The following is a 25,986-nucleotide window of genomic DNA, read 5'->3' on the forward strand; positions in this document are numbered from 1 at the left end:
AAAATCAATAATATGCGTACTTCAGACATTACGATTCACGTATCGCTCGACGAGCAAAATATTCCTGAAAAAATTACGTGGGAAGCCACAGACGCACCCGCCGACGTACCTAATTCTACTAAAGCCTTCGCGCTTTCTGTGTGGGATTCGGAAGCCAACGGCATTATGAGAGTGGATTTGTGGACAAAAGATATGATGGTGGGCGAAATGAAAAAGTTTTTCATTCAGACGCTTGGCGCAATGGGCGAAACTATTCTTTCGGCTACTGGCGACGAAAAAATGTACCACGAAGTAAACAATACTTGTGAGCGTTTGGCGCAAATGCTTATGGAAGAAGAACGTAACGCAGCCAAATAATGGCAGCTAATCATAAAAAAAGCCTCTGCACAACAATTCGGTGCAGAGGCTTTTTTGTGTCATTTATTTTTTACCTAAAAATTGTTCTAAAGGTTTGATAAACAGTTCAAACGCTTCGATGTGCGGCAAATGCCCGACATTAGGCAGCAACACTAATTCCGAGTTTTTAATTTGCTTTTGCGTGGTTTTGCCAAGTTCGCGGTAGTTGCCCATCGTCTTGCGCACTTCCTCCGAAACCAGCGGTTTGCCCAGTGCTGTATTATCGCGGTCGCCGATGATGAGCAGCGTCGGACAGGCGATTTGACCAAACTCATAACAAACAGGTTGCGTAAATATCATATCATACGTCAAAGCCGCATTCCAAGCGATTAGCGGATAATCTTTGTTAAGCGTCCAGCCTGCCAACAATTTTGCCCAACGGTCGTAGTTTTCATTCCATTTTCCATCATAATAATTGCTGGTCTGGTACTTACGGATATTGTCGTAGCTACTTTTTAGTTCATTTTCGTACCACCACGTTACGGGTTTGTACGGAACTTTCAGCTTCCAATCTTCCAAGCCAATCGGATTCACCAACACAAGTTTTTCGGTTGTCTGCGGGAACATCAAAGCAAAGCGAGTGGCCACCATGCCGCCCATCGAATGCCCCAACACCGTTATTTTTTCAATGCCCAACGTGTCCAAGATGGCTTTTGTGTTAAGGGCTAATTGTTGGAAAGTATATTGAAAATGAGCTGGTTTGCTCGACTTTCCAAACCCGATTTGGTCGGGAATAATCACACGATAACCCGCCCCACTCAAGGCCTTAGCCGTCGTTTCCCAATACGCACCGTTAAAGTTTTTTCCGTGCAACAGCAACACACTTTTCCCGTTGGCTTTACTCGGCTTTACGTCCATGTAAGCCATTTGCAAAGACTGATTTTGTGCCGAAATACGCAGAAACTCCACGGGATAAGGGTATTGATAATTAGACAAATTCACGTCCAAATCAACAAGTTGCGCGGATTGGGCGCGGCTGCTCACACTCCACAGCACTAACAGCCCCCAGAGCAAAGTAATTTTTCTCATACATTAAAAAAATTAGTTGAAAGATGTGCTAATAACGATTTTTTAGCCCAAAACATTTCTCTTTCTCCAAAAACTATTGACTTAGGAAACTTTTGTTTTTGCAATAGTGTTGCAAAAATCACCTACATTTGGTGTTGTTATTTCCTTTCAATCAGAAACATTTTTATTTATTTGGCTAATGCGCAAGATTTTATTTGTTGTTGGATTCATTCTTTTGGTAGTAATAAAATCGCAGGCACAAACGCCCAACTGTGAGCAGGTCTTAAGGCTAAAGATTAAAGAGGCTCAATCCCAAACGCTTTTGCCTAATGCGTTTATCTCGCTCAATAACAAGAATATAGCGGTCTCCGACCTCAACGGGAACGCCCAAATCCAACATTTATGTTTGAGCAAACGCTACACTTTAGAAATTAGCTTTGTCGGTTATCTTTCCCAACAAATTACTTTTTTGCCCGATACACTGCACGAGTTGCAAATTGCTATGCAGCCCGACATTCGCAGCCTCAAAGCCGTAGAAGTCAGCACCTCAACGCTTCATCAGAACGCGCCAACCGACCATATTTCTGTACTTGAAAAAGAAACCTTAGACCAACAACGAGGGCTTTCGTTGGGGCAAATGCTCAAGGCCGTTACGGGAGTCAATGCCTTACAAACGGGGCCTTCTATTTTTAAACCTGTGATTCATGGTTTGTATGGAAACAGGGTGGCCATCGAACAAAACGGCGTGCGCCAAGAAGGGCAACAGTGGGGAACGGAACATGCCCCCGAAATTGATGCTTTTGCGGCTTCTCGCATCAGTGTAGTGAAGGGGGCGGGCAGTGTTCGGTATGGTGCAGACGCGCCAGGCGGCGTTATTCTGGTAGAGCCTGCGCCATTGCCCCAACAACCTATTGCAATCACGGGCGAGGCCAACGCCGTTGGCATTACCAACGGTAGAGTAGGAGCAACCGCCTTGCGTTTGGAAGGACGATTGCCACAATATCAGTCGCTTGCGTGGCGCGTGCAGGGTTCAATCAAGCGCGGCGGCAATGTCCAAACACCCAAGTATTATCTCGACAATACAGGACTATCCGAAGCGGCTTTGTCGGCTACGGCAGCTTGGCAAAAACCAAATACAAACTTCGGAACGGAAGTGTTTTACAGTTACTATCATACCAAATTAGGTATTTTTTCGGGTTCGCATATCGGCAATCTCACGGACTTGGAAAATGCTTTGGCGCGTCCAGATTCTACCTTTGATTATTCTTTTTCTTACAAAATAAATAGGCCATACCAGCAAATCGACCATCATTTATTGAAGGCCAAAGCCTTTTGGATTTTTCCCCGCAAAGGAAAATTAATTTGGCAAATAGCAGCCCAAAGCAACAGCCGTTTGGAATACGACTTGCACAAGCCGCGCGGCGTGCCAGCCTCTTACAACAAACCCGAATTATCCTTTTATCTCAACACCCAAAACACTAACTTAACTTTTGATTTTGAACCCATTGGCCGCTGGACATTGGCCACAGGCCTAACAGCTCAACACCAATCCAATTATACAAAAGGTTTGTTCCTAATTCCTGATTATGACGGAATTAATGCGGGAGGTTTTTTTACAGCACTCTGGGAAAAAGACCGACTACAAGCCGAATTGGGCGTAAGAGCTGATGCCCGAAGCCTGCAAGTAACCAACAACAAATATGCTGCGGATTCTTCCCTGTTTTTTGGTGGTTGGGCGGCGGCCACAGGCCTAAATTATCAGCTAAATGATGTGTTCAGGTTTAGTGTACAATCGGCTTCTACGTGGCGCGCGCCGTCCGTAAATGAGTTATATAGTAGAGGCGTGCATCACGGAACGGCTTCTTACGAAGAAGGAAAAGCCGATATGCAACCCGAAAGAGCTTGGAACAGTAGCATCACCACCCAAATCAATCATGATAAATTATTGGCCGAAATCAGCTTTTACGCCAATTATATTCATCAATACATTTACTTGCAACCACAAGCCCCGCAAACTGTTCTGACGGTACGCGGCGCATTTCCTTTTTTCAAATATCAGCAAGCAAATGTTTGGTTTCGGGGAATGGATTTTTCGGCAGAATATCACCTTACCGAACGTTGGCATTTGTCTTCTAAAATTAGTTTAGTAAGAGCCTATAATATGACTGCTGCGGATTATTTGGTATTCACGCCTGCCGACCGCTACCAACACGAAATTTCTTATCATTTACCTTCGCTCAAACTTTTGCACACACAAGAAACCGTCTTGGGCATCAATGTTACTTACGTGGATAAGCAATGGCGCACTCCCGCAACGGGAGATTACGCCGCCGCGCCTGCGGCTTATACGCTGTACGGTTTGCGTGCCAGTACACAATGGGCGGTTGGCAAACAAACATTGGGCGTAAGTCTGTCGGCAGACAATGTCTTGAACAAATTATATCGGGATTATCTCAATCGTTTCAGATATTACGCCTACGACGTAGGGCGTAGCGTGTCCCTGCGCCTCAAATGGACGTTTTAAATGAAATAAGTAAAAGGCCTCTAACGAAATCGTGATTAGAGGCCTTTCTTGTTATTTGTTTTTCTTTTTGTCTTCGGCGGCTTTGTCATAAACCAGCGTGCCTTTTTCATCAAATTCCGTTAGCAAATACGGTTCAAATTGTGCTTCAAAGCCTGTGGCGGGATATTGTGTTTCTTTCTTTAGCTTCTTTTTGTTATCGAAATACTCGCGCCAAATCCCAACTTTGTGGTCATTCTCAAACTTTCCTTGCACAGATACCGCACCGCTCGGGAAAAAGTAAAAATAATCTCCTTCACGTTTTCCGTTTATCATCGGAATCACTTCCTTAAACTGCTTACGGTCAGCATCATAATAACTAATCTCTGATTCTCGCGGCCAACCCTTATAATATTTCTGTTTGTCTATCAGAATATTTTCGGCTGTACCGTTGTATTTCAACCAACGCGCGTGTTTCGTCCCGACATAAAAAACGCCTTCTTCCACCATCACGCCGCCCACTAATTTCTGATAAGGGCCATGCAGCACACGCGCAAATTGTTTTTCTTTCTCAGGAATAGGGCCAATAATCAATTTGCGTTTTTGGCTATTAAACCAATAAATATCTTTGACATAAGGGTTCGGGGCTTGAAACTCTTTAAGCGTATAGAAAAGCTCCAATGTAACCTTGCTATTGCGTTCTGTGCGAGTGTAACCTTTGCGCGTTTTGAGTCCATAATAAACCCTTTTAGGGATTTTCTTGGGCTTGGGTTGTTCGCGCTTATCGGAGGCCACCGTATCACGATAAATAAGTACGTCTTCCTCATCTACATCATCGCCTTGCGGTGGGGCAAGTGGCTTTTTCTCTTCTTTGTTAGGGCTTGGGGGCGTGGTTTGGGCGGCACTACGACTGGCCAACGCAAACACGCACAGCGCACTAATCCATATCAAAATTTTAAATTTCATATTGTTTGATAAAAACGATTTCTGATTTTTTCAATGCGGCAATTTTACGATAAAAACGCCTTATCCTTATGATTTGTTGTTAGAAAATAATTCCCAGCAACACCGCCGCCACAATGAGCCAAAAGGGTTGTATTTTGGTAAATGTCAGCACTGCAAACGCCGTTACCACAATGCCAATATTGACGGGGTCGCCGCCAATCGGTTTGAAAAGCAAGATAACCGCCGCAAACACAAGGCCTGCACCTGTGGCGTTTACGCCCTGCAACGATGCTTTGACTACTCTGTACTTTTTGAGTTGCTCCCAGAACCGAATGATAAAAAATATCAACAACGTGCCAGGCAAAAATATTCCGATTGTGCCCATTAGGCTGCCGAGCAGTTGCGCCCAGAAGCCATCAGGACGCATTGACAGCGCACCGATATAACTACAAAACGAAAAGACAGGGCCGGGCAACACTTGCGAAAGCGCGTACCCCGACAAAAACTCTTCGGACGTGAGATAGTGTTTAAATTCCACAAACTCATTGTACATGGCAGGCACAAGCACTTGTCCGCCGCCAAAAATGAGGCTTCCATTTCTATAAAAGTTTTCGAATAACCGAATCGGCTTAAAAGTTGTGTAATGCCCCAAAAGAATAGCCACCACCAAGATAACGGCATACAGAATAAAGTTAGCCCATTCGATGTGCAAGGGTTCGCGCGGCTGCGGTTCTAATTCATTTTTGTAACGAATGGCCGAAAATATGCCCGACGAAATAAGTAAAATCGGCGTAACCCACGGCGACGGATACGCGTAGGCAATCACTGCCGAAATAATCATAACGGCGGCCATCGTTCGGCTTTGTACTACTTTGAGCATGACCGCATAACCCGAATGCAAAAGCAACGCTACCGCCACAGGCTGCATGTATCGCACAAACGACACGGACAAATCCAGCCCTTCGGCATAGTTGAGCAGAATCGCGGCCAATGTCATTACGATTACGGCAGGCAATAGCCAAATAATCAAGGCCATAAATGCCAAACGAGGCCCTCCGATGCGAAAAGCAATAGCCGTTAGCGTTTGGGTGGAAGTCGGGCCAGGCAAAATCTGACACAAGGCAAAGAGTTCTAACAATTCCGCTTCGGACAAATAACGTCTTTTGGTTACCAAATGTCTGATAAACAACGCAATGTGTACTTGTGGGCCTCCGAAAGTGGTTAGCGATAGGCGCAAAACATCTGTTAGGAAAATATAAAGGCGTATTTCCCTTCTCTGGCGAGGAGGGTGTGAAAGCCTGAATCGGCGACGTATCTGCCTAATAACCCTAATTTGCAAAATACAACAGTCGTAGTAGAAGAAAGGTAAGTACAAGCCCAATACAAGGCGTGCGAATTTACACTTTTTTCGTATTGGTACAGAAACTTCTATGTCTTGTAACGGAATTATTCAAACTACCTCACTTCTGATATTTTAACCTTATTGATTTTCAAAACTTATTAGGTTGGTTTCTATGTATTTAATTTGCCAGCAACGCGATTACTTCAAACTTATCAAACACGTTGGCGTTGTGTGGTGCGTCGGCCAACTCTTCGGTGAGGTCTTGCCCTGCCCAATGTTCATAATGTTTGCCATTGCGCCAGAGTCGCGAGCGGCTCACATCATAGATTTTTCCCTGAAAAGCACACCAAATTTCTGGGCGGTCTTGTCCGTTTCGGAGGGCTAATTGCGCACGCGTGTAGCGCGGAAGTTCTTGGCTCATAAATGCAAATAATAAGGTTGGAGTAATGCTACAAATTCGGGTGTGTATTGGTTGTTACTGTCTCGAATAGTTAGCGTATTAGTTTGAAAATCAGTATTTTGTTTGCGGGAATAAGTGCTAATGTGCCGAATGATTTTGCCGCCTTCTTTATCAAACAGCAAACAATTTTCTTCTAAAAATAAACCGTGTGCCTGCATTTGTTGGGCTTGTATTTGTGCCTGATACGGCGGCAACAGAATGACGGCGCGGCCATTATCGGCCAAAAGTCGCTGACAATGAAAAGCCAATTCCGCGTTGCTGAGTTGTTCGCTGTGCATGGCCAAGTTTTGGGCGTGCGTGCCGCGTTTGAGATGGTTTTCATAAAACGGCGGATTGCAAACAATCAGGTCGTAACGGTGCGGCGGCGCAAAATTTTGCAAAGCACATTCGAGCACTTGCATACGCGCCGCCCACGCGCTGGCCTCAATGTTTTGGGTGGCTTGTGCGGCGGCTTGAGTATCTATTTCGAGTGCGTCGATGTGCGTGGTGTCGGGTGTGCGTTGGGCAAGCATCAAGGCCAAAAGTCCCGTACCCGTTCCAATATCCAAAATCCGTTTTGCCTGTTCGGGCTGAATGTACGCACCCATCGCGCAAGAATCCGTGCAAACCTTCATGGCGGTTTGTCCTTGTTCTATCCTGAAGGCTTTAAATTGAAAATATGAATTGCCCATGTGTGGGGATTTTCTTCTATAAAATAAAAACATTGCCTAAACTCGCTTGCGGCAGAATTTAGGCAATGCTACAGTTTTTTTGTTGAAAAATAAATGCCTTACGCCGAGTTACGCGCCGCGTTGATGATGCCAAACATACAGCGAATCACCAACTTACGGTATTTTTCTTCCTCGTCGTGGTTGCTTTCGTCGTGGCGCAAATGCGTAAGGGCAAACTGCTGAATCGCCACCAACGGCAACACGATTTTTTCCCGCAAATTCACCGAATCGCGCGTGTTGGGGCTGTTGTCCATCGTGCCGCGCAAACCCGAAACCTCTAAGGTTTTGGCAATAGAAAGTTCATATTCTTCGTACATCTTTTTCCAAATCGCCCCAAAGTCGGGGTCTTCGGCCAGATAACTGGTTGCCGAAAAATTACTTTTGGTCAAAGCCATCATGCTATTGCCCAGCAGTGTGCGGAAAAACAACGAACGTTGGTACAAATCCCTGATTTGCTCGCCTTTGGCTTTTTGGTCGAATGCCTGCAAAGCAGTACCCACACCGTAATAACCTGGAATGTTTTGTTTCATCATTGCCCACGAACCCACAAATGGAATGGCGCGTAAATCCTCAAATTTGAGGCTGCTACCGCTACGTTTCACAGGGCGCGAACCGATGTTTGTATCGCCAAAAAAGGCCAACGGCGTGGCGCGTTCCAAGTATGGCACAAATTGCGGGTCAGATTTTAAAGCCAAATAAGCCTTGTAACCTTCTTCGGCCAACTCGTCCAACAGTTTTTTGTCCGCTTCGGTCAGGTGATTTTCTTCTTTATCAAAAACGGTATTTTCAAGCCCCGCCGAAAGCAATTGTTCCAGATTGTATTTGCAAGAAGCCACTTTTCCGAAATTAGAACTAATGGTCTGGCCTTGAATCGTGATTTGAACTTCTTGGTTTTCGATGGTGTCGCCCAGTGAAGCATAAAAATTGTGCGTGTTGCCGCCGCCTCTGGCAGGAGGGCCGCCGCGCCCGTCGAAAAACAGCGCAATAACATCATGCTCGCGCGAGGTAGCCGTTAGGTTTTCTTTTGCCCTAAAAATAGACCAGTTGGCACGCAAATAACCGCCGTCTTTCGTGCCGTCCGAGAAGCCAAGCATAATGTGCTGTTGGTCGTTGCGGTCTTGCAGATGCGCTCTGTATTGCGGAATCGAATACAGCGTGTGCATGATGGCGGGTGCGTTGGCCAAGTCGTCGATGGTTTCAAACAACGGCACAACGTCCACGGGTACAGAATCTTTGCCGATGAGTAAACGCGCCAATACAAACACTTCTATCACGTGCGTAGCACTTTGGCAGTTGCTAATGATGTAGCGGTGCGCGCCGTCTGCGCCATTGCTCACGATAATTTGCCCGATGGCCTCAATGCTTTTGAGTGTTTCTGTGGCAAAATCATCTTTCAAATCTAAGGCCATCAGGTTGGTTTTGAGTTCTAACAAAACCTTGATGCGCTCCAATTCGGGCAGTTCTTGCCATTGTTCCCACGAAATCAATTCGCCTTTGGCGTGAAGCGTGTCGAAAATGGCTTTCCAAACGGCATCGTGCTTGCGACTGTCTTGGCGTATGTCGAGGCTGGCAAATGAAAATCCAAAAAGTTTTACTTTCAGAATAAACATGTCCAGCACTTCCAAAAACAGACTATCGTGTTCGCTTACAAGCAATTGACGCGCTTCCAAAAGTTCGTCTATCAGCGCGTTGGCATCGCGGAAAGTGCGTTTTTTCCCAAAAACAAAATCATAGATTTTTTGCTCAATGCCCACGATAATATCTTCCACACCCCGAAACGTGAGGCGGCGCGAAAGCTGCCTGATGTCGCGATAGTAGCATTTGAGTATGGTTTCTTGCAGCTTGTGCGCCACTTTGAGCGTGGTTTCGCTGGTTACGAATGGGTTGCCGTCGCGGTCGCCACCTGGCCAAAAACCAATGCGAATGAGGCGCGGATTTTTCCATTCTACCAAATTGATATTCAGGCCACCAGCCAAAGTACCAATGATTTCGGGAATAGCTTTATAAAAAACGTGCTCCAAAAACCAACACAAACTTACGGCCTCATCGTAAGGCGAAGGTTTTTCTTGGTTAATAAAACCCGTTTTGCCCAGTTGTTGTAGCAGCAAATTGATTTGAGGAAAATTATTTTCGCGAATGGCGTTTTCCAAATCGTTGAGAATGCGCAACACGTGGCTTGGATAAAATTGGGTCGGGTGCGCCGTGAGCACAAGCCGCAAACTGAAGTTTTCCAGACGTGCTTTGAGCAACTCGGTTTTGTTTTCCAGCTTGCTACGCAACAAAAGAGCAGAGATAGAGCCTTTGCCGCGCAAGTCATTGATTTGCTCAAAAGCGGCATCTTCTATCGAATCGAACAGCGCGATTTGGCGTTCGACATACTGAATAAACTGGAACAGCATCGCGAAACGCTCTTCGTTGCTGGCTTGCGGGGCAAAGTCCACAAAAAAACGTTCCACAATGTCTTTGGCGGAAAGTCCTTGCTCAAAACCTTTTTCGCATTCTTGTTGGAGCAGCGGCAGCAAAGTGCCTGTGCGTGAGATATTTCTGAACGGCAAATTCAGAAACAAACTGTTGCAGATATGGTAACGAATACCTACTTCTTTGTCGTATTTGGAAGTTATCATATTCAATTTTTAGCGTAAAATAATTGACATACAATGTGTTCTTGGTATTTGGCGTCCAGAACGGAGGTGTGATGTTGGTAGTCGTCGGTAATATGCACAAAAATAAAAAGAAACCTTGCCAAAAATCTGACAAGGTTTCTTTTTTTAATCAATTTTAAAGAAAGGTTATCGCAAAATCTCTAACCAGCTTTTCACCGCGATTTTTAGTTTTGGTGAAAGGAAATGGTAGAAGTAAGTACCCGCAGGTAGATCTTTTGCTGCCCAATCGTTTTGGTAATTGCTGCTCGAATAAACTTCGTTACCCCAACGGTTGTAAACTTTAAGTGTACCGCCATAAATCAACGATTCGCCTTTTTTGTTTTTGAATTTCAGTACGTCGTTTTTGCCGTCTTTTGTATCTGGCGTAATTACGTTTACTGGGAACGGATCTTCTGGTAATACGTTGATTATTTTCACCGTTGAGTCATAACAAACCAACTGATTTTTAGTAACAAATGCTTTTAGTTTTACGGCATAAGTTGCTGGTGTTGTCATAAGGTGCGTAAAGTTAAGCGAACCTGTAATCATTGTGTCAATTGGTGTAAGCAATGGGCTTACCGATTGGATATGCCATTCGTAAGTAGCATTGGCAGGAGCTAAATCACCTACAAAAGTAATTTCTACAGGAGCAACCGTATCGCCAGCCACAGGCACAGAGTATGTAAAGTCTGTACTTAAAGAATCTGCTACATCTACTGTAATTGTTTTCTTTACTTCGCAAGGCCCTTTGTTTACGGTAAGTGTATAGACAGTATTTGTTTTTGGTTGGGCAAAAGTACTGTCAGAGGTTGGGCTGAATACATTTGCATCAACTTTGTTGGCAGTCCATGTATAAGTTTCAAAACCGTCAAGGTTGCCTAATTTTGGTTGAAGAGCTACTGTGTCGCCGAAGCAGATTGAAACACGCGCAGGTACAAATGAAACAGTTGGAGGCTCTACCACATTGATATAGATGGAATCGGTAGTAGCACAACCCAATTCGTTTGTTGCTGTTACTTTAAACCAACTGCTTGCTGTTGGTGTAACTCTAATGATAGAGTCGGTTGTAACGCTGCCGTTATAAAGGCTGTTTTTGGTTGCATCGAAACTCCATTGATAAGTAAGCGTTCCGTTGCTTGTTCGGGCGCGAGGGTTAACACATAATGGTGTGGCTTGACAAATAGAATATGCATTACCATACTGTGGATACTGTTCCAAAGAGTCTGTAGTACCACAAGTCATTGGTAGAAAATCTATTGTAGGGAATGTATAAACTTTTACTAATACAGTATCTGTTGCCCAGCATTGACTCGTACTGTCATTAACAAAAATAACATATCGAGTATTAATCGCTGGATTAGCTAATGGAGCTTTACAAGTATCGCAGCTTAGCGTAGGGGAAACAATTGTGTCGCCTACTGCATTAAGTTCGCGCCAACGATACGTTTGTGCATATAATGTATCTGCACTTGTTTGGTTGATAAAGGTTGGTGTACCGAGGCAAACTTTTGCAGAATCAGGCTTAATGTTATAGATAAATCGCTCACGAATTGGCATTACCAGCGAGTCTCCGCGCAAGTTGTGCGGCGGACAAAACTCTTTCATACGAAGCACTAATGTTTCATTATCGTCTTCAATTCCATCCAAAAATACTTGTACACCTACTACTACCTCATTGGCTGTGGGAGCAATTATAATAGAGTCTGGAAGCTGTTGTAGCGTGCCGCCATCAATGGAAACCAGATAATCGCCACCATTTGCTAAGGCATCATTGATAGCTGTACCAGCTACTTGGTAACGAGCTATAATTTCTTGACCTTCAGAACCTGGAGGACGTGTAAAAGTAATTTTTCCTTCGTTACAACCTTCTATACCCATTTTGAAACGAGGATAGAAAGAAGAGGCTGTGGCTACGGCACCGTAGCTTCTCAAACTACCCGCTTCAATGAATACCCCCGAATCGTAGATATTGTCTCCCACGTCGGCAATGGCAAAAGTAAGGGTATATGTTTGGCAAGGAATAACCTTTACCTTGGCTGTAAGTTTTACAGTAAGTCCATCATAACGAAATCTGTTAGAACGTACGGTATCCACAGGAGCATCAATGGCGGTTAGCTCTTCACTATTATTGTTTATGTAATAAGTTGGGTTCACCGCTTGGATTGTGGTTCCAGACGGTTGTACGTAGCCTGCATGTACATTATAGATAGAAACTGTATTGGTAGCAGTACTGGTTTGAGGGATAGTTGCGATATTACGAGTATTAGCAGGTAAGCCTGTTTGTGTTACGATGCCAGGTCCTTTGATGAAAAGACCAAAAACATCATTAAAACTGCCTACAAAGTTATTATACTCTTCCGAACCAAATACGTAGTTAAATGAAACAGTATCAGCCTGTGGTACAAAATCAAATTGTATCGCTACCACATCATTTAGGCCTGCCGAGCCAGAAGGCAAGATTCCAGTGAGTAAAGTATTAGCATTCATACCATTGGCATTGCCATTACCCGTAAGACCATTTGAAGTACTGGAGTTAAAGAGTGCATTAGAGTTTCCAACTATTCCATTTAGTAGTCCACTAGTGAGAGCTGTGCCTTTTGTGATACTATTTCCTGCGCCAGGCTTTCCTATGACACCTTCAGGGGCTTTGAATGTTCCGAAAAAGGTTGAGTTGAAGTTTGTACCAGTTCCGCCGTTTCCGATATTGGTTTTTACGTTGCTGATAACTACACCTGACCCAACCAGCGATTTGACCAAAGAATCTACTAATGGGTTAGAAGCTGCACCTGTTGGAGTGTTGTTTACAGGTTTGTTTTTTATTTGTGGGAGAACTTGTGCTGTGGCACGCTGTGTTGTCCAGACGCAGAACAGCAGCAGCAGCCAAAGAGGTAATGATTTTTTCATAAGATAGATAATAAAAAGGATAGTTGTAAAATATAATAAGGATTTGTACTGAAATATGTAATAATAATTATGGTGTCAAATAAATAGACTTCATTTTATAAAAAATAGAAATTATATAGCATCTTCTTTAATAGAATTTTTGCTTTATTGGGTATGAAGCTAAGTGCTTGAGCCTAAAACACAAATATAAACAAAAAAATGGTTTTTTTGCACCTTTGCGTATTTTTTAGCTACTTTTGTTTAAATCGCGTACGCTTTAGGGCATTATGCCTTCAAATATGAAGGCTGTTTTGCTCGTTTTATTATACAAATTTGGTTGTATGAATTTTTTATATCCTTCGTTTTTGTGGGCTTTGGCGGCTTTGGCCATACCTGTTATTATTCATTTATTTAATTTTCAACGCCCCAAAAAAGTTCTGTTCACTAACGTTCGCTTTTTGAAGAGCGTAAAAGAGGCCACCAACTCCGCCCGACAGCTTCGCCAATGGCTTATTTTGCTCATGCGTTTGCTTTTTGTGGCTTGCGTGGTGCTGGCTTTTGCCCAACCGTTTTTGGCAAGCAAAAACTCAAATGTAGCCACACAAGGCCGCATGGCCGTTTCTGCGTACATTGATAATTCGTATAGTATGCAATCCGAAACGCAACAAGGCCAAGCCCTCGATGCCGCTGCCGCGCGTTGGGAAACATTGCTTTCGGCTTATCCCCAAAATACCCAATTCCATTTGCTGACCAACGATTTTGATGGTAAAAGCCAGTATTTTGTCAATGCCGACAAAATGCATGAACGCATTGCCGAAATAAAATTGTCTAATCATTACCGCGATTTGGCCTCTATCAACAACCGCCAAAACAGTGCTTATGAGGCTTTGCCTTCAGCGGGAACAAAGGAAATTTTTTGGTTTTCAGACTTTCAGCGCAGCACCGCTGGCGACTTGTCCAAGCTCGAATTTGATTCTACCAAACAATATTATATAGTGCCTGTGCAAGCTCCCCAAACCGCTAATGTTTACATAGATTCGGTTTGGTTGGAAACGCCATTTGTACGCGCCAACGAAAATAACCAACTCAAAGTCAGGGTGTTTAATGCGGGAGATAAAGCCATCAGCAATTTGCCGTTGCGCTTGTTTATCGACGAAGTGCAGGTAAGTACATCGGCCATTAACTTAGAGCTGCAAGCCGCCGCCACTACGCAGTTTTCGTTTACCATTAGCAGCGAAGCCGCCCACAAAGCGCGTATTAGCCTCAACGATTTGCCTGTTACTTTCGATAATGAATATTATTTTGTCCTGAAAGGTGCGCCGCGCATGAAAGTAATGCACATTTTCGGCGAGTCCACACCTTATATAAAAGCGGTTTTTGCCAATAACAAACTGTTCGATACGCAGCATTTTAGCCAAAATAACATTCGTTACGATGCTTTCGCGCAAGCTGATTTAGTGATTCTGGACGGGTTGCCGAGCATAGATGCAGGCTTGGCCGACGCGCTGCAAAAATGCCTTCGTCGTGGTCAAAGTATCGCGTTGTTTCCGTCGGCAAAAGCCAATGCAGAAAGTTATAAAAGTTTGTTTACCAATAAATTAGCTTCGGTACTTTTGCAGCAAGCCACCGATACCGCGCGTCAAGCCTTACAAATGCCCGATGCCCGAAATCCGTTTTTTGAAGGCGTGTTTGAGTCGGCGGCAGCCAGTACAGGAATGCCGCAAGTGAAACCTTCGTTGGCGTGGAGTGGTTCGGGTGTGCCTTTACTCAAATACAAAAATGGCAATGCGTTTTTGAGTGTTTGGAAAAATGGCCAAAGCAAATTTTACTTGTGCGCCGCGCCACTGGACAAAACCAATCAGGATTTTGCCCAACACGCGTTTTTCGTGCCTGTTATGTATCGCATGGCGATTCTGAGCCTGCGCAATACCGAACCGCTAGCCTTTTCGTTTCAGCAACCAAGCATAGAATTGGCGGTGGATACGGTGCTGGCCGACCAAGTTTTTACACTCGAAAAAGACAAAACAAAAGTAATTCCGTCGCAACGTGTGGCCGACAAAAAATTGTTGTTGGAACTGCCAAAATCCGAAATGGAATCGGGTTATTATGACTTGAAAATCAATAATAAAACAGTTAAAACCATCGCTTTGAATTACGGAAAATCCGAGTCGCGAATGGCCTATTATTCTTCCGAACAATTACGCGAAATGTTTTCGGCGCATCGCAACGTAAAAGTGTTTGATACGGTTGATAAACAAAATATTACCGACGAGTTTCGCGCCAAAAACATTGGCCAACCGCTTTGGCAATATGCTGTTATGTTGGCTTTAGTTTTCTTGTTGGGCGAAGTGCTGATTATTCGTTTTTGGAAATAAATTGCGTTACTTTTGGCTTCGTTTTGGGCTGAAATTCTGAACAAAAATTATGAAAAAGAATCATTTTTATATTGTAAATATATTGATAATGAGTGTGTTGGTGTTGGCCAGTTGTGGCGGTGGCGAATACGTGCCCAAGCCCAAAGGCTACAACCGCATAGACTTGCCCGCGCACGAATACCAAGCATTTCCGTTGGCGGATTATCCCTACAGTTTTGAATATTCTAAACACGCAAAAGTAGTCGTGGATTCGGGGCGTTTGGCCGAGCCGTATTGGATAGATGTTAGTTATCCACAGTTTGACGCAAATGTGGAAATTACTTATAAACCATTGAATCACAATACTAAAAAGCTCTATGAGCTGATAGAAGATTCGCGCAAATTGGTTTCTAAACACCAAATTAAGGCCTATTCGATTGAAGAATATGTGGAAAAAACTAAAAGCGGGAGTAAGGCTTATTCATTTGTGTTGAGTGGCCAAGTGCCGAGCCAATACCAATTTTATGTAACAGACAGTGTCAATCATTTTTTAAGAGGCGCATTGTATTTTCGCACCGCTACTCAAAATGATTCTTTAGCTCCTGTCATTGAATTTATTTCTGAAGATATGCAACATTTGTTTTCTACGCTGGAATGGCGCAACAAGAAAAAATAACACGCACGAAGGCTTACCAAAAACGGTAAGCCTTTATTTTTTGCTAAAACACTTGTGTCGTCTTTCGAGTTAAGACTTTTGTAGAAAAAATTTCTTAGAACAATAGACACTCAAAATGCCTACTATTTTTTGGTTTCGTCGGGACTTGCGCCTTACCGACAACGCGGGTTTATATTATGCGTTACGCGAAAAACGGCCAGTCATCTCCGTTTTTATCTTTGATACCACCATTCTGGACGCGCTTACCGACCGCGACGACCGCCGCGTAAGTTTTATTTATCAGGCCATTGAGCAACTCAAACACGATTTGGAGCAACTCGGCTCAAGTTTGGACGTGCGTTATGGTAATCCTGTGGAATTGTTACCAAAATTAGTTACACAATATCAAGCCAAAGCGGTATTTGCCAATCACGACTACGAACCTGCTGCCATCAGCCGAGACGGCCAAGTAGCCGACGCGTTGCAAACCCAAAACGTGGCGTTTAGAACCTACAAAGACCAAGTCATTTTTGAAAAAAGCGAGGTACTGACAGCCGCCCAAACGCCTTATTCGGTTTTTACGCCATACAGCCGCGCTTGGAAACACAAACTTTCTGATTTTTACCTAAAACCATATCCCACCGAACGGTATTTTGGGCATTTGCTGCGCTGCGCACCTTTGCCGCTTTTGCGTTTGGAAGAAATGAATTTCAAGCCCAATTTTACGGATTTGCCGCCCGCGCAAGTGTCTGAAGATTTATTGAAAAATTATGCCGAAAAACGAGATTTTCCAGCGCAAGAAGCTACTTCGCGCCTCAGCGTACATTTGCGTTTCGGAACGGTAAGTATTCGGGAAATGGTAGACAAAGCCCTGCAAACCAGCGAAATATGGCTTAATGAATTGATTTGGCGAGAATTTTACATGATGATTCTGTTCCATTATCCGCACGTGGTGGGCAAGGCTTTTCGGCCTGCTTACGACCGCATCGTTTGGCGCAACAACGAGGCCGAATTTGCGCGTTGGCGTGCGGGACAAACGGGCTATCCGATAGTAGATGCGGGAATGCGCCAACTCAACGAAACGGGTTTTATGCACAATCGTGTTCGGATGATTACGGCCAGTTTTTTGGTCAAACATTTGCTCATAGATTGGCGATGGGGCGAGGCATATTTTGCCCAAAAACTCATAGATTTTGAATTGGCTTCCAACAATGGCGGTTGGCAATGGGCGGCCAGTAGCGGCTGCGATGCCGTGCCGTATTTTCGGATTTTTAATCCTGCCCTACAAACCCAAAAGTTTGACCCACAAGGCGTTTACATTCGACGTTGGGTTTCGGAAATTGATAAAATTGGCCAATATCCGCGCCCGATGGTCGTACACGAACAGGCCAGAGCGCGAGTGTTGGCCGCCTACAAAACAGCTCTGAAAGGGGAGGAGTAGAGACGCAATGCTATACGTATCAATTAAGTTGTATATAAAAGATAAAATTATTTTATTTGCTTAAAATTTATTTATAACAAAACTTTTAACGAATGAAAATTTGGCTTGTAAACACTAATAGTAATGCAGATAATGGAAATCCAAATGGATTTAAATTTATGCTTAGACAAAACAGAGTATCAGCATTTTATGACAGAAAAGATACTATTGATAAAATTATGGTAGGGGATTTAGTTCTGTTATATCATAATCAGAATAGAATTATTGCAGCGGGTTTTGCCCTTGGTAATATGCTTCATGACTTTGAAGAGGTAAAATCAATAGAACATTCAGTGGATGTTAATTGGATTTGGAAAGCTGTATTTGATGAGAATTATAACCCTGTTAATTTTATTGATAGAAATGATTTGTCAATAACCACGGTCATGTCCACAGTGAATAATGTAACCAGTCAGGTTAATGGAACGAAACTTCTGGAGCTAATCGGCCAGAGACAACGTTTTTTATAATAGTAGATAAATCAATTCGATAGATACGCACGGCCGTGCGTATCTATCGAATTGATTTTATTGTTCCACAAACACCAAACACACAGGCGAACAGAGTTCTATTTTTTTGTTGGTTGGCTCAAGTAAGCCAGTTTCTTTGTCGCGCTTAAAAATTATAATGTCGTTGGAATATTGGTGCGCTACCAAAATCAAATTTTCGTCGGGCGAAAACGTAAAATTACGAGGCCAATTGCCGCCCGTTTTTTGCTCATTGATTTTGGTAATTTGGCCGTTGGCGGGGTTTACTTTGAACGTGGCGATGCTGTTGCCTGCACCTCTATTTGTGGCGTACAAATAGCGTCCGTCGGCGGAAAGATGAATGTCGGCGGCACTGATTTCACCCGAAAAATCGGCGGCTAACATATTGGTTTCTTGCACCAAAGAGAGTTGTCCATTTTCAAAATGCAGCACCGAAAGACTGCCGTCCAGTTCTTGAAGCAAATAAATCGTTTTGCCGTCGGGCGACATGGCCAAATGGCGCGGTCCGCTTCCTGCTTTCAGGTCGTAGGCTTGCGCAAAAGTAAGCGTTTGTGTTCCGCCGTCGGGGTTGTAGCGATACACATAAATTTTATCCAGTCCCAAATCATTTACCAACAAATATTGGTGGTCTTGGCTGAAATGCACCATGTGAACGTGTGCGCTTTCTTGGCGTTTGGGATTGTGGCCTTTGCCTTTGTGCCGCACGATTTGTTTGGCGGTTTTGAGCTTGCCCGTTTTGGTTTTTTCAAATACGGCGATGCTTCCGCCCGTATAATTGGCTACGATTACGTTTTTCTCGTCGTTGATGATGTGGCAAGGGTCTGCGCCTTCGGCGGCCACTTTGTTCAGGAACTTGATTTGCGTATTGTCCAAACTGAAAGCACTCACGTAACTTTCCGCGCCGTTTTCGTTGGTGGCATAAATGCGTTTTTTGTCGGCAGAAACGGTTAGGTAACTCGGATTCTGTACTTTTTGGGTATGGCTTTTGAGTTTGGCTTCAAAGTTTTGGGTGTCAAAATCAAAAACATAAATGCCTTCGCTGGCGCAAGCGTTGGTATAAGTGCCTACTACCAAATCGTAATGGTGTGGCTGTTGGGCAAAGCTGCCGAAGCTACTCAGCCCGACAAGGGCGGCTAATAATGTACGTTTCATAGGGTTTTTGATAATAAAAAAAATAGTGCATTGTGTTAAAAAAATATCCTACAACGCCGCGGCGCGTAGAGAATTTGCAAAGCACTCAAAAAGTATCCAAATACGCTAATTTAAGGGCTGATAGGCTTTATATCTTTGTACGGTAATATATTAAACTTATATTAAATGTGGGTGCTCATGGGCAACTTTGGCAACGTATTTGCATAATTGTACATACATTTATTTGGGTTAAATGCGTTTTATATAAAATGCTGTAAAACAAATGCTTAATAAGGTGCGCGAAGCCTCGCACAATGACAGAAGTATTTGAGGCTGCTATTTTGTCAGTGTCGTATTGGCGGGCAAATGAATGTGCTAACCACTTGGAAACATCAGGAAAAGCACTTACTTTGCTTTATCCTTCGACCACATCAAAAAAATGAAAACATAAAATCTTTTGTACCAATGAACACGCCTTCTGTAACTTCCGAACATAACAGTAAACAACAACGCGATACACGTTTCGAAAAAGAAATGTTGATATACGCTGCCGCACTGTACAATTTTGCGTTTCGCCTCACGCTCGACGAAGACGACGCGAACGACTTGGTGCAAGACACTTTTTTGAAGGCGTACCGTTTCTATGACTCGTATCAGCCCGACACCAACGCCAAGGCGTGGTTGTATCGTATCCTCAAAAATACGTTTATAAACGAATACCGCCGCAAGAGCAAAGCTCCCGTAAAGGTGGATTATCAGGAAGTCGAATCGTTTTATAACTCCGACGACATCGACGAGCAAATTACCAATGATTTGCGTACCGAATCCGTGCAAGACCTCATCGGTGACGAAGTGGCCAACGCTCTGAATCGCTTGGACGTGGATTTTCGCACCGCGATTATTCTCTGCGACCTCGAAGGTTTTACTTACGAGGAAATGGCCAAGATTTTGGATATTCCAATCGGTACGGTTCGTTCGCGCCTACACAGAGCCCGCAATTTGCTCAAAGAAAACTTGTACGAATATGCCAAAAGCATGGGTTATGTGCGTAGTGGCGAAGGCCCAGCAAGCGCAAGTGCCTAATTAAAATATAAACTGAATTTTTCAATAAAAAAGCATTGTAGTTTTGGCTGCAATGCTTTTTTATTTTTATTAAAAAATTATCTCAAATTTAATTTGCAATAAACCGAATTTTGGTTGTAGTTTTGCGCAAATTAAAACCAAATAAAGATTTGAAAAAAGTAATAATCATATTCTTTGCTATGCTCATGCTCGTGCAGTCGCTGGGTAAAGTATGGATTATGGTGGCTTATCAAATCAACAAGGCGTACATAGAAGCGAATCTTTGCGAGAACAAAGACAAGCCGCTGATGGGTTGTGCGGGCAAATGTTATCTCAAAAAACAGTTGGCCAAAGAGCAAAATGCCGTCAAGCAATTGCAAGAAACGCTTAAAGAATTTTCTGTTTTTGTACATCATCAAATAAATGATAATCAGTGGTTTAGTACTTCGAATTTGTTCTTGGGTACAAAGCCTTCTCTTAATGTTTTCTATTGGGCATTTTATGCCGAATACAGCCTTGAGGCCGTATTTCGTCCGCCCGCATTTCGCTAATCTGTTTGTTGCTTGCTAATTCTGGCGTGGCCTTGTGGCACGTCTGTGCCTTTGTGCGTCTTGGCCAAAATGGCTTTGCGTGCGGTTTGGGTCATGCTAGAATTGCATTTATTTCTTAAAAAACAATTGATTTTCTTGGCTTTTAATTTCGCTATTTTTTTACAAAAAATGGAATGAAATTACTGTGTGTTTTCTGAAAAAATCGGAAAATAAAGGCCTCTTATTTTTCTAAAAAAATAAAAATAAATTCTTAATTTAAAATGAAAAAAATTACCTCATATATTCGTTTAGTGCTTATTGCTTCTACACTTTCTTTTGCTGTTTCTTGTGATAAAGACGAAACAGAACCTACCATTGCCACAGGCGAAAAAGGTAGCTTAGACATTGAATTTGATGCCGTAGTAGAGGGTGCGCAACTTGACTTTAACACAACATACACCAACGCCAACGGCGAAGCGTTGAAAGTCTCGAAATTTCAATATTATGTAAGTAACTTCAAGCTAACCAAAACCGACGGAACGGTTTATACTTACCCGCAAGACTCAAGTTATTTTGTGATTGATTCGCCTAACAATGAGACGATTACACTCAAAAACGTGCCTGCTGCCGACTATAATAAAGTTACATTTACTATTGGCGTAGATAGTGCGCGTTCGGTGGCCGACATTTCCAAGCGCACGGGTGTGTTAGACCCAAGCAATGCTAAGGCAATGTACTGGAGCTGGAATTCAGGTTACATTTTCGTAAAACTGGAAGGCACTTCTACGGCTACGCCGATGGGCTCGTTTGCGCGTCATATCGGTTTGTACGGCGGTTATTCGGGCGACACAAGTTCTGTTCGCAAAATCAATAACATTAAAATAAAAGAACTTTCGATGGGTACCGCTTCGGCCAAAGTGCGTAAAGACATCACGCCAGAAGTACACGTAATTGTAAATCCATTAAAAGTATTTAAGGCAACGGATACGACGGTTTCTATCAAAAATAAACCGATGATTATGGTGGCTAAAGAATCGAAAAACGTAGCGAATAATTACGCTACAGACATGTTCGTGTTCGGGCATGTCCACAACGACTAATTAGCCAATGCGCTCTTTTGATTAAATTTTGTGATTTATAACAGGCTCTCAATTGGTTAGGTCAGCTTTGACCTAACCAATTTTTGAGAAATAAATAAAAACAATGCCATGAAAAAAATATATGGATTGGCTCTACTGGGATTCTTGGGTTTGGTGGCTTGCGACAAAAGCAATGAAAAACCACCGTTAGTTTTTACTGCGCCAAGTCATTTTCCTACTCCCGTTTATAAATTTGAAAATAACCCTATCAATCAGGCGACGTTTGATTTGGGAAAAGCTTTGTTCTACGACGGCATTCTTTCCCGCGATGGCTCGATTAGTTGCGGAAGTTGCCACCAACAAGCAGTAGCTTTTGTGCATGGTGGCCACAATGTAAGTCATGGTATTGATGATAAGTTAGGCGTGCGTAATGCACCACCTGTTTTTAACTTGGCTTGGCAACCCGAATTTTTTTGGGACGGAGGTGTTAGCGATTTAGATTTGTTTTCCATTGCCCCCATTACCAATGTGGTGGAAATGGACGAGAAAATGCCCAACGTCATACAAAAGCTACAAAATAGCACGCGCTACAAGGCTTTGTATAAAGAGGCATTCGGCACAAGTGAAGTAACCACCGCCCGAACCATGAAGGCTTTGTCGCAATTTATGTTAATGATAGTTTCGGCAAATTCGCGCTACGACCAATACAAACAAGGCAACCCGACGGCTCTCAATGCCCAAGAAATCAGAGGCTTAAATCTTGTCAGAGAAAAATGTAATTCGTGCCACAGCGGAGAACTTTTTACCAATTATTCCTATCAAAACAATGGGCTTCGGTTACGTGCGCAACCTGATTCAGGCCGTTATCGCATTACGCTATTAGACAAAGATTTATACCGCTTCAAAGTCCCGACCTTGCGCAATGTGGCAGTTACTGCGCCGTATATGCACGATGGCCGCTTTTATACGCTCGAAGAGGTACTCGAACATTATGCCACTGGCGTACAACCAACTTTAAATTTAGCTCCCGAACTGGTTAAAGCCGACGGAAGTCATGGCATCGCGCTTTCCGCACAAGAACAACAAGACATTATTGCGTTTCTGAAAGCACTGACCGACCAAACGCTGCTCCGAGACACACGTTTTTCGGAATAGGGTTTAATAATTTATCAATTAAAACGCATCGACTATGAACAAAATATATAGTATTCTAACGGTTGTGGTGTTGCTTTTTTCGGCACAAAAAACACAGGCTTGTAGTATATGTGGCTGTGGTTCTGGAGGTTATTATTTGGGCGTAACGCCTCAAATCCAAAAAAATATTATTGGCCTTCGTTACCGTCATTTGTCGTTCAACTCCTACGAAAACATGGGCGATTTCAGGTCGTCGAGTTCCGAGCAGTTCGCCTCTGCCGAAGTCTGGGGACGTTATTATTTCCGCACGCGCTGGCAGGTTACGGCCTTTTTGCCTTTTCAGATGAATAAACGTGTGGACGACGGCGTAACCAAACACCTCAACGGCTTGGGCGACGCGATGGCGATGGTACAATACAATTTGTTTAACTCGTTTTTGCGCGTGGACACGGTGGGCCGTTTGTTTCAACACAATTGGTTTGTGGGTGGTGGCGTGAAAGCTCCTTTCGGCAAATACAACCACACCGATGCGAACAACGAAAAAATAAACCCCAACTTTCAGTTAGGAACAGGCAGTTGGGATTTTTTGCTGACTACCTCTTACACGTTGCGTTACAAACAAGTCGGCTTCACGACGGATATTTCTTACAAAAGCAATACAGAAAACAGCAACATATATCGTTTCGGGGACAAAACCGCCGTCAATGCGTCGTTTTTCGGGCTTATCAATCAAAAAATGTGGACAGTGATGCCGTCGGTCGGTACGTCGTTCGAACACAGTTTTGCCAATTACAGCAAACATTATAAAGTAGATAACACTGGCGGAACGGTTACGTTTGCCAACCTTGCTACCGATGTTTTTTATAAGGATTGGACGGCTGGCGTGTTGTGGCAACTGCCCGTACACAAACATTTAGGCGAAGGCAACATCACACCCAACAACCGCCTGATGTTGCAACTGGCGTATATATTCTAAGCGTTTCATAAATCTTAAAAAAAGCCGCTGCAAATTATCTTTTGCAGCGGCTTTTTTTGCAGTGAATTAAAAATTGAGTTGGGCTTGTAGCCGAAGCAAACGGCCTTGCTGAAGGTTGTTTTGCTTGCTAAAATCCTCATAACGGCGTTTGGAAATCGCGTACATGGCCACCAATTCAAATTGTTTGTAAGGCTGCCATTCCAGCCCAATATCTATATCATTTACCTGATAACTGCGGGCATCCAATTCGTATTTTTTACCACCATCAAAATAAGAATAGCGGGCAAACGGAAACAGTATGTGTTTTCCAAAATCTAAGCGGTACATAGTTTGTACATAACCGCCAGATTGCTTCTTATTCCGAATAGAAAGGGTGTTTTTATCAAAAGTAGGGCCATTGCCAATACTGTATTCTGCCTGAAAACCAAATGGTTGAGCATACATAATGAAGCTGCCAGCAAGACGTTGGTCTCGATAAGAATTATTATTTGTAGTGCTTACTCCCGTACTTACTTGCGGAATAACGTATTTACCGCTATAGGCTTGTACCGATGTTTCAAAGATTTGTTCTTTTATCTTAAATGGCCACGTCAGCCGCGCAACCGCGTAAAGTTTGTCGTTCAATTCGGGCATGTTTCCATTTTGGCCATTATATACACCAAACGCAAAAACGCCATAATCGCCACTGCCTTTTAGGCGAGCATTGGCCAAAAAGGAAAATAGTTTGCGCTGCTTCGTAGATGCCCAATAAAAAAATACGCCTAAATCTCTTTCATTTAGAGCCGCACTGTTCAGCCCGTCGTTGCGGTCGAGTGGTAGCCGATTTTGAGACGATTGCAAATTCTCGAATCCAAACGGAATTTTTGATTGACCAATTCGCACCCTAAACTGATTCGTTTTTTCCAGACCAATATCCATGTAAGCATCGCGGAGCTGCAAAAAATTGACTTTGTCCGAAAAAACGGAAGAGGCAAAGTCGGGCTGTAGCGAAAAGAAAACAGTAGGCGAGATTTGCCCCGAAAATACAATACGCGCCCGTCGGATAAAAAAACCACCATTTCTGCCCCACGATTTGTCGCATTGTTCGCAACCTAATGCATCATTGGTTTCCAATAGTCGATTGTATCGTGTCTGAATGTACCCGCGTACCCCAATAACTTCGTACCATTTTTTTTCGGTTACTGCTTTTTCCGTGCTTTGTCGCGTGGCAAGTAATTCCTCTACTCGTTTCTGAATATAAACATCAAGGTCTTTTTTACTGATACTGTCGTTTGTGTGGGGTTGATTTTGGGCAAAACCAACAAAAGAAAAACACTGTAAGGCCACTAGTGCTAGTCGCCTTTTTGAGTTGAAAAAAGTTTGCATCGAAAATAACTACAATAATGGGTTATAGGGATTGGTATTTTTCTTTTATAAATTTGCCTGTAAGTGTCATTGTTTCAGGGCTTTGGTAATGGCGATGCAAAAATAAAAATTAGCTTAAGATGCACAATTTTTGAGGAGGAATAACCTAAACATTCCTCCGCCAAACGACTATTTTTGCATGCCTCGCATATACTCAGCCACCAGTTGGGTGTTGGGGTCGGGGCTTCCCGACAGGCTGCGCATGATATTTTCGCGTTCGCTTCGGGTTTTGTTTTGGCTCAATTTCTTTTTGCCTTGCAGCTCCGTAACCCTGATTTTCAACCCAATCATGTCGCGCATTAGGCCGCTTTTATATTTTTCGGGCAACTTTTCCCATTGCTGAAAATACTCGGCTTCAAAACAACAAATGGTTGTTTCCAGTAGCTGCCGCACTTGGTCGGGTTCGCGGATGAGTTGGCCTGTTCCGTAGGCATGAACGGCCACATAATCCCACGTTGGCACATTCAATTCTTTTTCGTAAAGCGAAGGCGAAATGTAGGCATGCGGTTGACTGAAAATGACCAATACTTGCTCATTTTCAAGTTGTTGTACTTGTTCGTTGGCGGTGGCCAAATGCGAAATCAACGTTACTTCGCCGTCATTTTCTTGCACCACAAAGGGCAAATGTGTAGCCACAGGCACACTATTTTGTGTTGTAACGAGTGTGGCAAAATGAAAACGCTGCATAAACGCGACAGTTTCGGCGGTGTCGTTGATGCGGTCAGATTTGGGAATGTACATAAGCTGAATAAGGTTTTATTTTCTTTCAAATCAAGCAAAATAGGGGAGAATATGGATACATAATGA

At 43.4% G+C, this 25,986-nt stretch carries 21 protein-coding genes; 11 read left to right on the forward strand and 10 right to left on the reverse strand.

All coding sequences use genetic code 11. The features are described from left to right. The first annotated feature begins 12 nt into the window (after positions 1-12). Positions 13-357 (forward strand): gliding motility protein GldC, encoded by a 345-nt coding sequence (gene gldC / locus BM090_RS06500; protein ID WP_091509565.1) that lies wholly within the window; start codon positions 13-15, stop codon positions 355-357. 63 nt (positions 358-420) lie between these two features. On the opposite strand, the gene BM090_RS06505 is transcribed toward gldC, so the two are convergent. After that, the gene (locus BM090_RS06505) at positions 421-1,425 is read right to left on the reverse strand and encodes an alpha/beta fold hydrolase (protein ID WP_091509569.1); all 1,005 of its coding nucleotides are present in this window, start codon (positions 1,423-1,425) and stop codon (positions 421-423) included. Positions 1,426-1,639: 214 nt separating this feature from the next. Here BM090_RS06505 and BM090_RS06510 point away from each other — a divergent pair, with 214 nt between their 5' ends. Continuing rightward, positions 1,640-3,928 carry a TonB-dependent receptor gene (locus tag BM090_RS06510; protein ID WP_221405348.1) on the forward strand — a complete coding sequence of 763 codons (2,289 nt, stop codon included), beginning with the start codon at positions 1,640-1,642 and terminating at the stop codon, positions 3,926-3,928. A 51-nt stretch (positions 3,929-3,979) separates the two neighbouring features. On the opposite strand, the gene BM090_RS06515 is transcribed toward BM090_RS06510, so the two are convergent. The 6 genes from BM090_RS06515 to BM090_RS06540 all read right to left on the reverse strand — a co-directional run bounded on the left by BM090_RS06515 (position 3,980) and on the right by BM090_RS06540 (position 12,907). Then, positions 3,980-4,870, reverse strand: a complete 891-nt coding sequence (locus BM090_RS06515) for a toxin-antitoxin system YwqK family antitoxin (protein ID WP_091509574.1) — start codon at positions 4,868-4,870, stop codon at positions 3,980-3,982. A gap of 79 nt (positions 4,871-4,949) precedes the next feature. Beyond that, entirely contained in the window at positions 4,950-6,086 is a 1,137-nt protein-coding gene (gene chrA, locus BM090_RS06520; RefSeq protein WP_245756691.1) for a chromate efflux transporter, read from the reverse strand. Positions 6,087-6,369: 283 nt separating this feature from the next. Next, the gene (locus tag BM090_RS06525; protein WP_091509577.1) at positions 6,370-6,612 is read right to left on the reverse strand and encodes a cytochrome b5 domain-containing protein; all 243 of its coding nucleotides are present in this window, start codon (positions 6,610-6,612) and stop codon (positions 6,370-6,372) included. Continuing rightward, positions 6,609-7,322, reverse strand: coding sequence for a tRNA1(Val) (adenine(37)-N6)-methyltransferase (locus BM090_RS06530; RefSeq protein WP_177199851.1), 714 nt, complete (start codon positions 7,320-7,322; stop codon positions 6,609-6,611). Before BM090_RS06530 ends, BM090_RS06525 begins: the two co-directional genes overlap by 4 nt. 98 nt (positions 7,323-7,420) lie before the next feature. After that, positions 7,421-9,985, reverse strand: a complete 2,565-nt coding sequence (locus tag BM090_RS06535) for a phosphoenolpyruvate carboxylase (protein ID WP_177199852.1) — start codon at positions 9,983-9,985, stop codon at positions 7,421-7,423. Between the two features lie 165 nt (positions 9,986-10,150). Continuing rightward, positions 10,151-12,907 (reverse strand): choice-of-anchor L domain-containing protein, encoded by a 2,757-nt coding sequence (locus BM090_RS06540; protein ID WP_091509585.1) that lies wholly within the window; start codon positions 12,905-12,907, stop codon positions 10,151-10,153. Positions 12,908-13,227: 320 nt separating this feature from the next. On the opposite strand from BM090_RS06540, the gene BM090_RS06545 reads away from it, so the two are divergent. The 4 genes from BM090_RS06545 (at position 13,228) to BM090_RS06560 (ending at position 17,845) form a co-directional block, all read left to right on the forward strand. Further along, positions 13,228-15,261, forward strand: coding sequence for a BatA domain-containing protein (locus tag BM090_RS06545; RefSeq protein WP_177199853.1), 2,034 nt, complete (start codon positions 13,228-13,230; stop codon positions 15,259-15,261). A 49-nt stretch (positions 15,262-15,310) separates the two neighbouring features. Then, on the forward strand, positions 15,311-15,916 hold the full coding sequence (gene gldD / locus BM090_RS06550; protein ID WP_091509592.1) for a gliding motility lipoprotein GldD: 606 nt from the start codon (positions 15,311-15,313) through the stop codon (positions 15,914-15,916). A gap of 115 nt (positions 15,917-16,031) precedes the next feature. After that, positions 16,032-17,336: a cryptochrome/photolyase family protein gene (locus tag BM090_RS06555; protein WP_091509597.1), complete on the forward strand. Its 1,305-nt coding sequence runs from the start codon at positions 16,032-16,034 to the stop codon at positions 17,334-17,336. A gap of 92 nt (positions 17,337-17,428) precedes the next feature. Beyond that, entirely contained in the window at positions 17,429-17,845 is a 417-nt protein-coding gene (locus BM090_RS06560; protein ID WP_091509600.1) for a hypothetical protein, read from the forward strand. 57 nt (positions 17,846-17,902) lie between these two features. On the opposite strand, the gene BM090_RS06565 is transcribed toward BM090_RS06560, so the two are convergent. Further along, positions 17,903-19,015: a lactonase family protein gene (locus BM090_RS06565; RefSeq protein WP_091509604.1), complete on the reverse strand. Its 1,113-nt coding sequence runs from the start codon at positions 19,013-19,015 to the stop codon at positions 17,903-17,905. Positions 19,016-19,528: 513 nt separating this feature from the next. Here BM090_RS06565 and BM090_RS06570 point away from each other — a divergent pair. From BM090_RS06570 to BM090_RS06590, 5 genes are all read left to right on the forward strand, one after another. Beyond that, positions 19,529-20,077: a sigma-70 family RNA polymerase sigma factor gene (locus BM090_RS06570; RefSeq protein ID WP_394333473.1), complete on the forward strand. Its 549-nt coding sequence runs from the start codon at positions 19,529-19,531 to the stop codon at positions 20,075-20,077. 149 nt (positions 20,078-20,226) lie between these two features. Continuing rightward, positions 20,227-20,607: a hypothetical protein gene (locus BM090_RS06575; protein WP_143083896.1), complete on the forward strand. Its 381-nt coding sequence runs from the start codon at positions 20,227-20,229 to the stop codon at positions 20,605-20,607. Between the two features lie 260 nt (positions 20,608-20,867). Beyond that, positions 20,868-21,686 carry an MbnP family protein gene (locus tag BM090_RS06580; RefSeq protein WP_091509615.1) on the forward strand — a complete coding sequence of 273 codons (819 nt, stop codon included), beginning with the start codon at positions 20,868-20,870 and terminating at the stop codon, positions 21,684-21,686. Positions 21,687-21,794: 108 nt separating this feature from the next. Continuing rightward, on the forward strand, positions 21,795-22,820 hold the full coding sequence (locus tag BM090_RS06585) for a cytochrome-c peroxidase (protein ID WP_091509618.1): 1,026 nt from the start codon (positions 21,795-21,797) through the stop codon (positions 22,818-22,820). A gap of 34 nt (positions 22,821-22,854) precedes the next feature. Next, positions 22,855-23,775: a hypothetical protein gene (locus tag BM090_RS06590; RefSeq protein ID WP_091509621.1), complete on the forward strand. Its 921-nt coding sequence runs from the start codon at positions 22,855-22,857 to the stop codon at positions 23,773-23,775. Between the two features lie 66 nt (positions 23,776-23,841). On the opposite strand, the gene BM090_RS06595 is transcribed toward BM090_RS06590, so the two are convergent. Both BM090_RS06595 and BM090_RS06600 read right to left on the reverse strand, forming a co-directional pair. Next, on the reverse strand, positions 23,842-25,101 hold the full coding sequence (locus BM090_RS06595; protein ID WP_177199854.1) for a porin: 1,260 nt from the start codon (positions 25,099-25,101) through the stop codon (positions 23,842-23,844). 207 nt (positions 25,102-25,308) lie between these two features. Next, a complete protein-coding gene (locus BM090_RS06600; RefSeq protein ID WP_091509627.1) occupies positions 25,309-25,920 on the reverse strand; it encodes an FMN-binding negative transcriptional regulator in 612 nt (203 codons plus the stop codon). Positions 25,921-25,986: the final 66 nt, after the last annotated feature.

The sequence above is a fragment of the Flexibacter flexilis DSM 6793 genome (assembly GCF_900112255.1).
Lineage (GTDB): Bacteria > Bacteroidota > Bacteroidia > Cytophagales > Flexibacteraceae > Flexibacter > Flexibacter flexilis.

Coding starts and splice junctions, on each gene's coding strand:
- BM090_RS06545 (WP_177199853.1), top strand. CDS start 13,228: ATGAATTTTTTATATCCTTCGTTTTTGTGGGCTTTGGCGGCTTTGGCC.
- BM090_RS06535 (WP_177199852.1), bottom strand. CDS start 9,985: ATGATAACTTCCAAATACGACAAAGAAGTAGGTATTCGTTACCATATC.
- BM090_RS06570 (WP_394333473.1), top strand. CDS start 19,529: ATGTTGATATACGCTGCCGCACTGTACAATTTTGCGTTTCGCCTCACG.
- BM090_RS06580 (WP_091509615.1), top strand. CDS start 20,868: ATGAAAAAAATTACCTCATATATTCGTTTAGTGCTTATTGCTTCTACA.
- BM090_RS06515 (WP_091509574.1), bottom strand. CDS start 4,870: ATGAAATTTAAAATTTTGATATGGATTAGTGCGCTGTGCGTGTTTGCG.
- gldD (WP_091509592.1), top strand. CDS start 15,311: ATGAAAAAGAATCATTTTTATATTGTAAATATATTGATAATGAGTGTG.
- BM090_RS06530 (WP_177199851.1), bottom strand. CDS start 7,322: ATGGGCAATTCATATTTTCAATTTAAAGCCTTCAGGATAGAACAAGGA.
- BM090_RS06555 (WP_091509597.1), top strand. CDS start 16,032: ATGCCTACTATTTTTTGGTTTCGTCGGGACTTGCGCCTTACCGACAAC.
- BM090_RS06585 (WP_091509618.1), top strand. CDS start 21,795: ATGAAAAAAATATATGGATTGGCTCTACTGGGATTCTTGGGTTTGGTG.
- gldC (WP_091509565.1), top strand. CDS start 13: ATGCGTACTTCAGACATTACGATTCACGTATCGCTCGACGAGCAAAAT.
- BM090_RS06590 (WP_091509621.1), top strand. CDS start 22,855: ATGAACAAAATATATAGTATTCTAACGGTTGTGGTGTTGCTTTTTTCG.
- BM090_RS06560 (WP_091509600.1), top strand. CDS start 17,429: ATGAAAATTTGGCTTGTAAACACTAATAGTAATGCAGATAATGGAAAT.
- BM090_RS06600 (WP_091509627.1), bottom strand. CDS start 25,920: ATGTACATTCCCAAATCTGACCGCATCAACGACACCGCCGAAACTGTC.
- BM090_RS06540 (WP_091509585.1), bottom strand. CDS start 12,907: ATGAAAAAATCATTACCTCTTTGGCTGCTGCTGCTGTTCTGCGTCTGG.
- BM090_RS06505 (WP_091509569.1), bottom strand. CDS start 1,425: ATGAGAAAAATTACTTTGCTCTGGGGGCTGTTAGTGCTGTGGAGTGTG.
- BM090_RS06525 (WP_091509577.1), bottom strand. CDS start 6,612: ATGAGCCAAGAACTTCCGCGCTACACGCGTGCGCAATTAGCCCTCCGA.
- BM090_RS06565 (WP_091509604.1), bottom strand. CDS start 19,015: ATGAAACGTACATTATTAGCCGCCCTTGTCGGGCTGAGTAGCTTCGGC.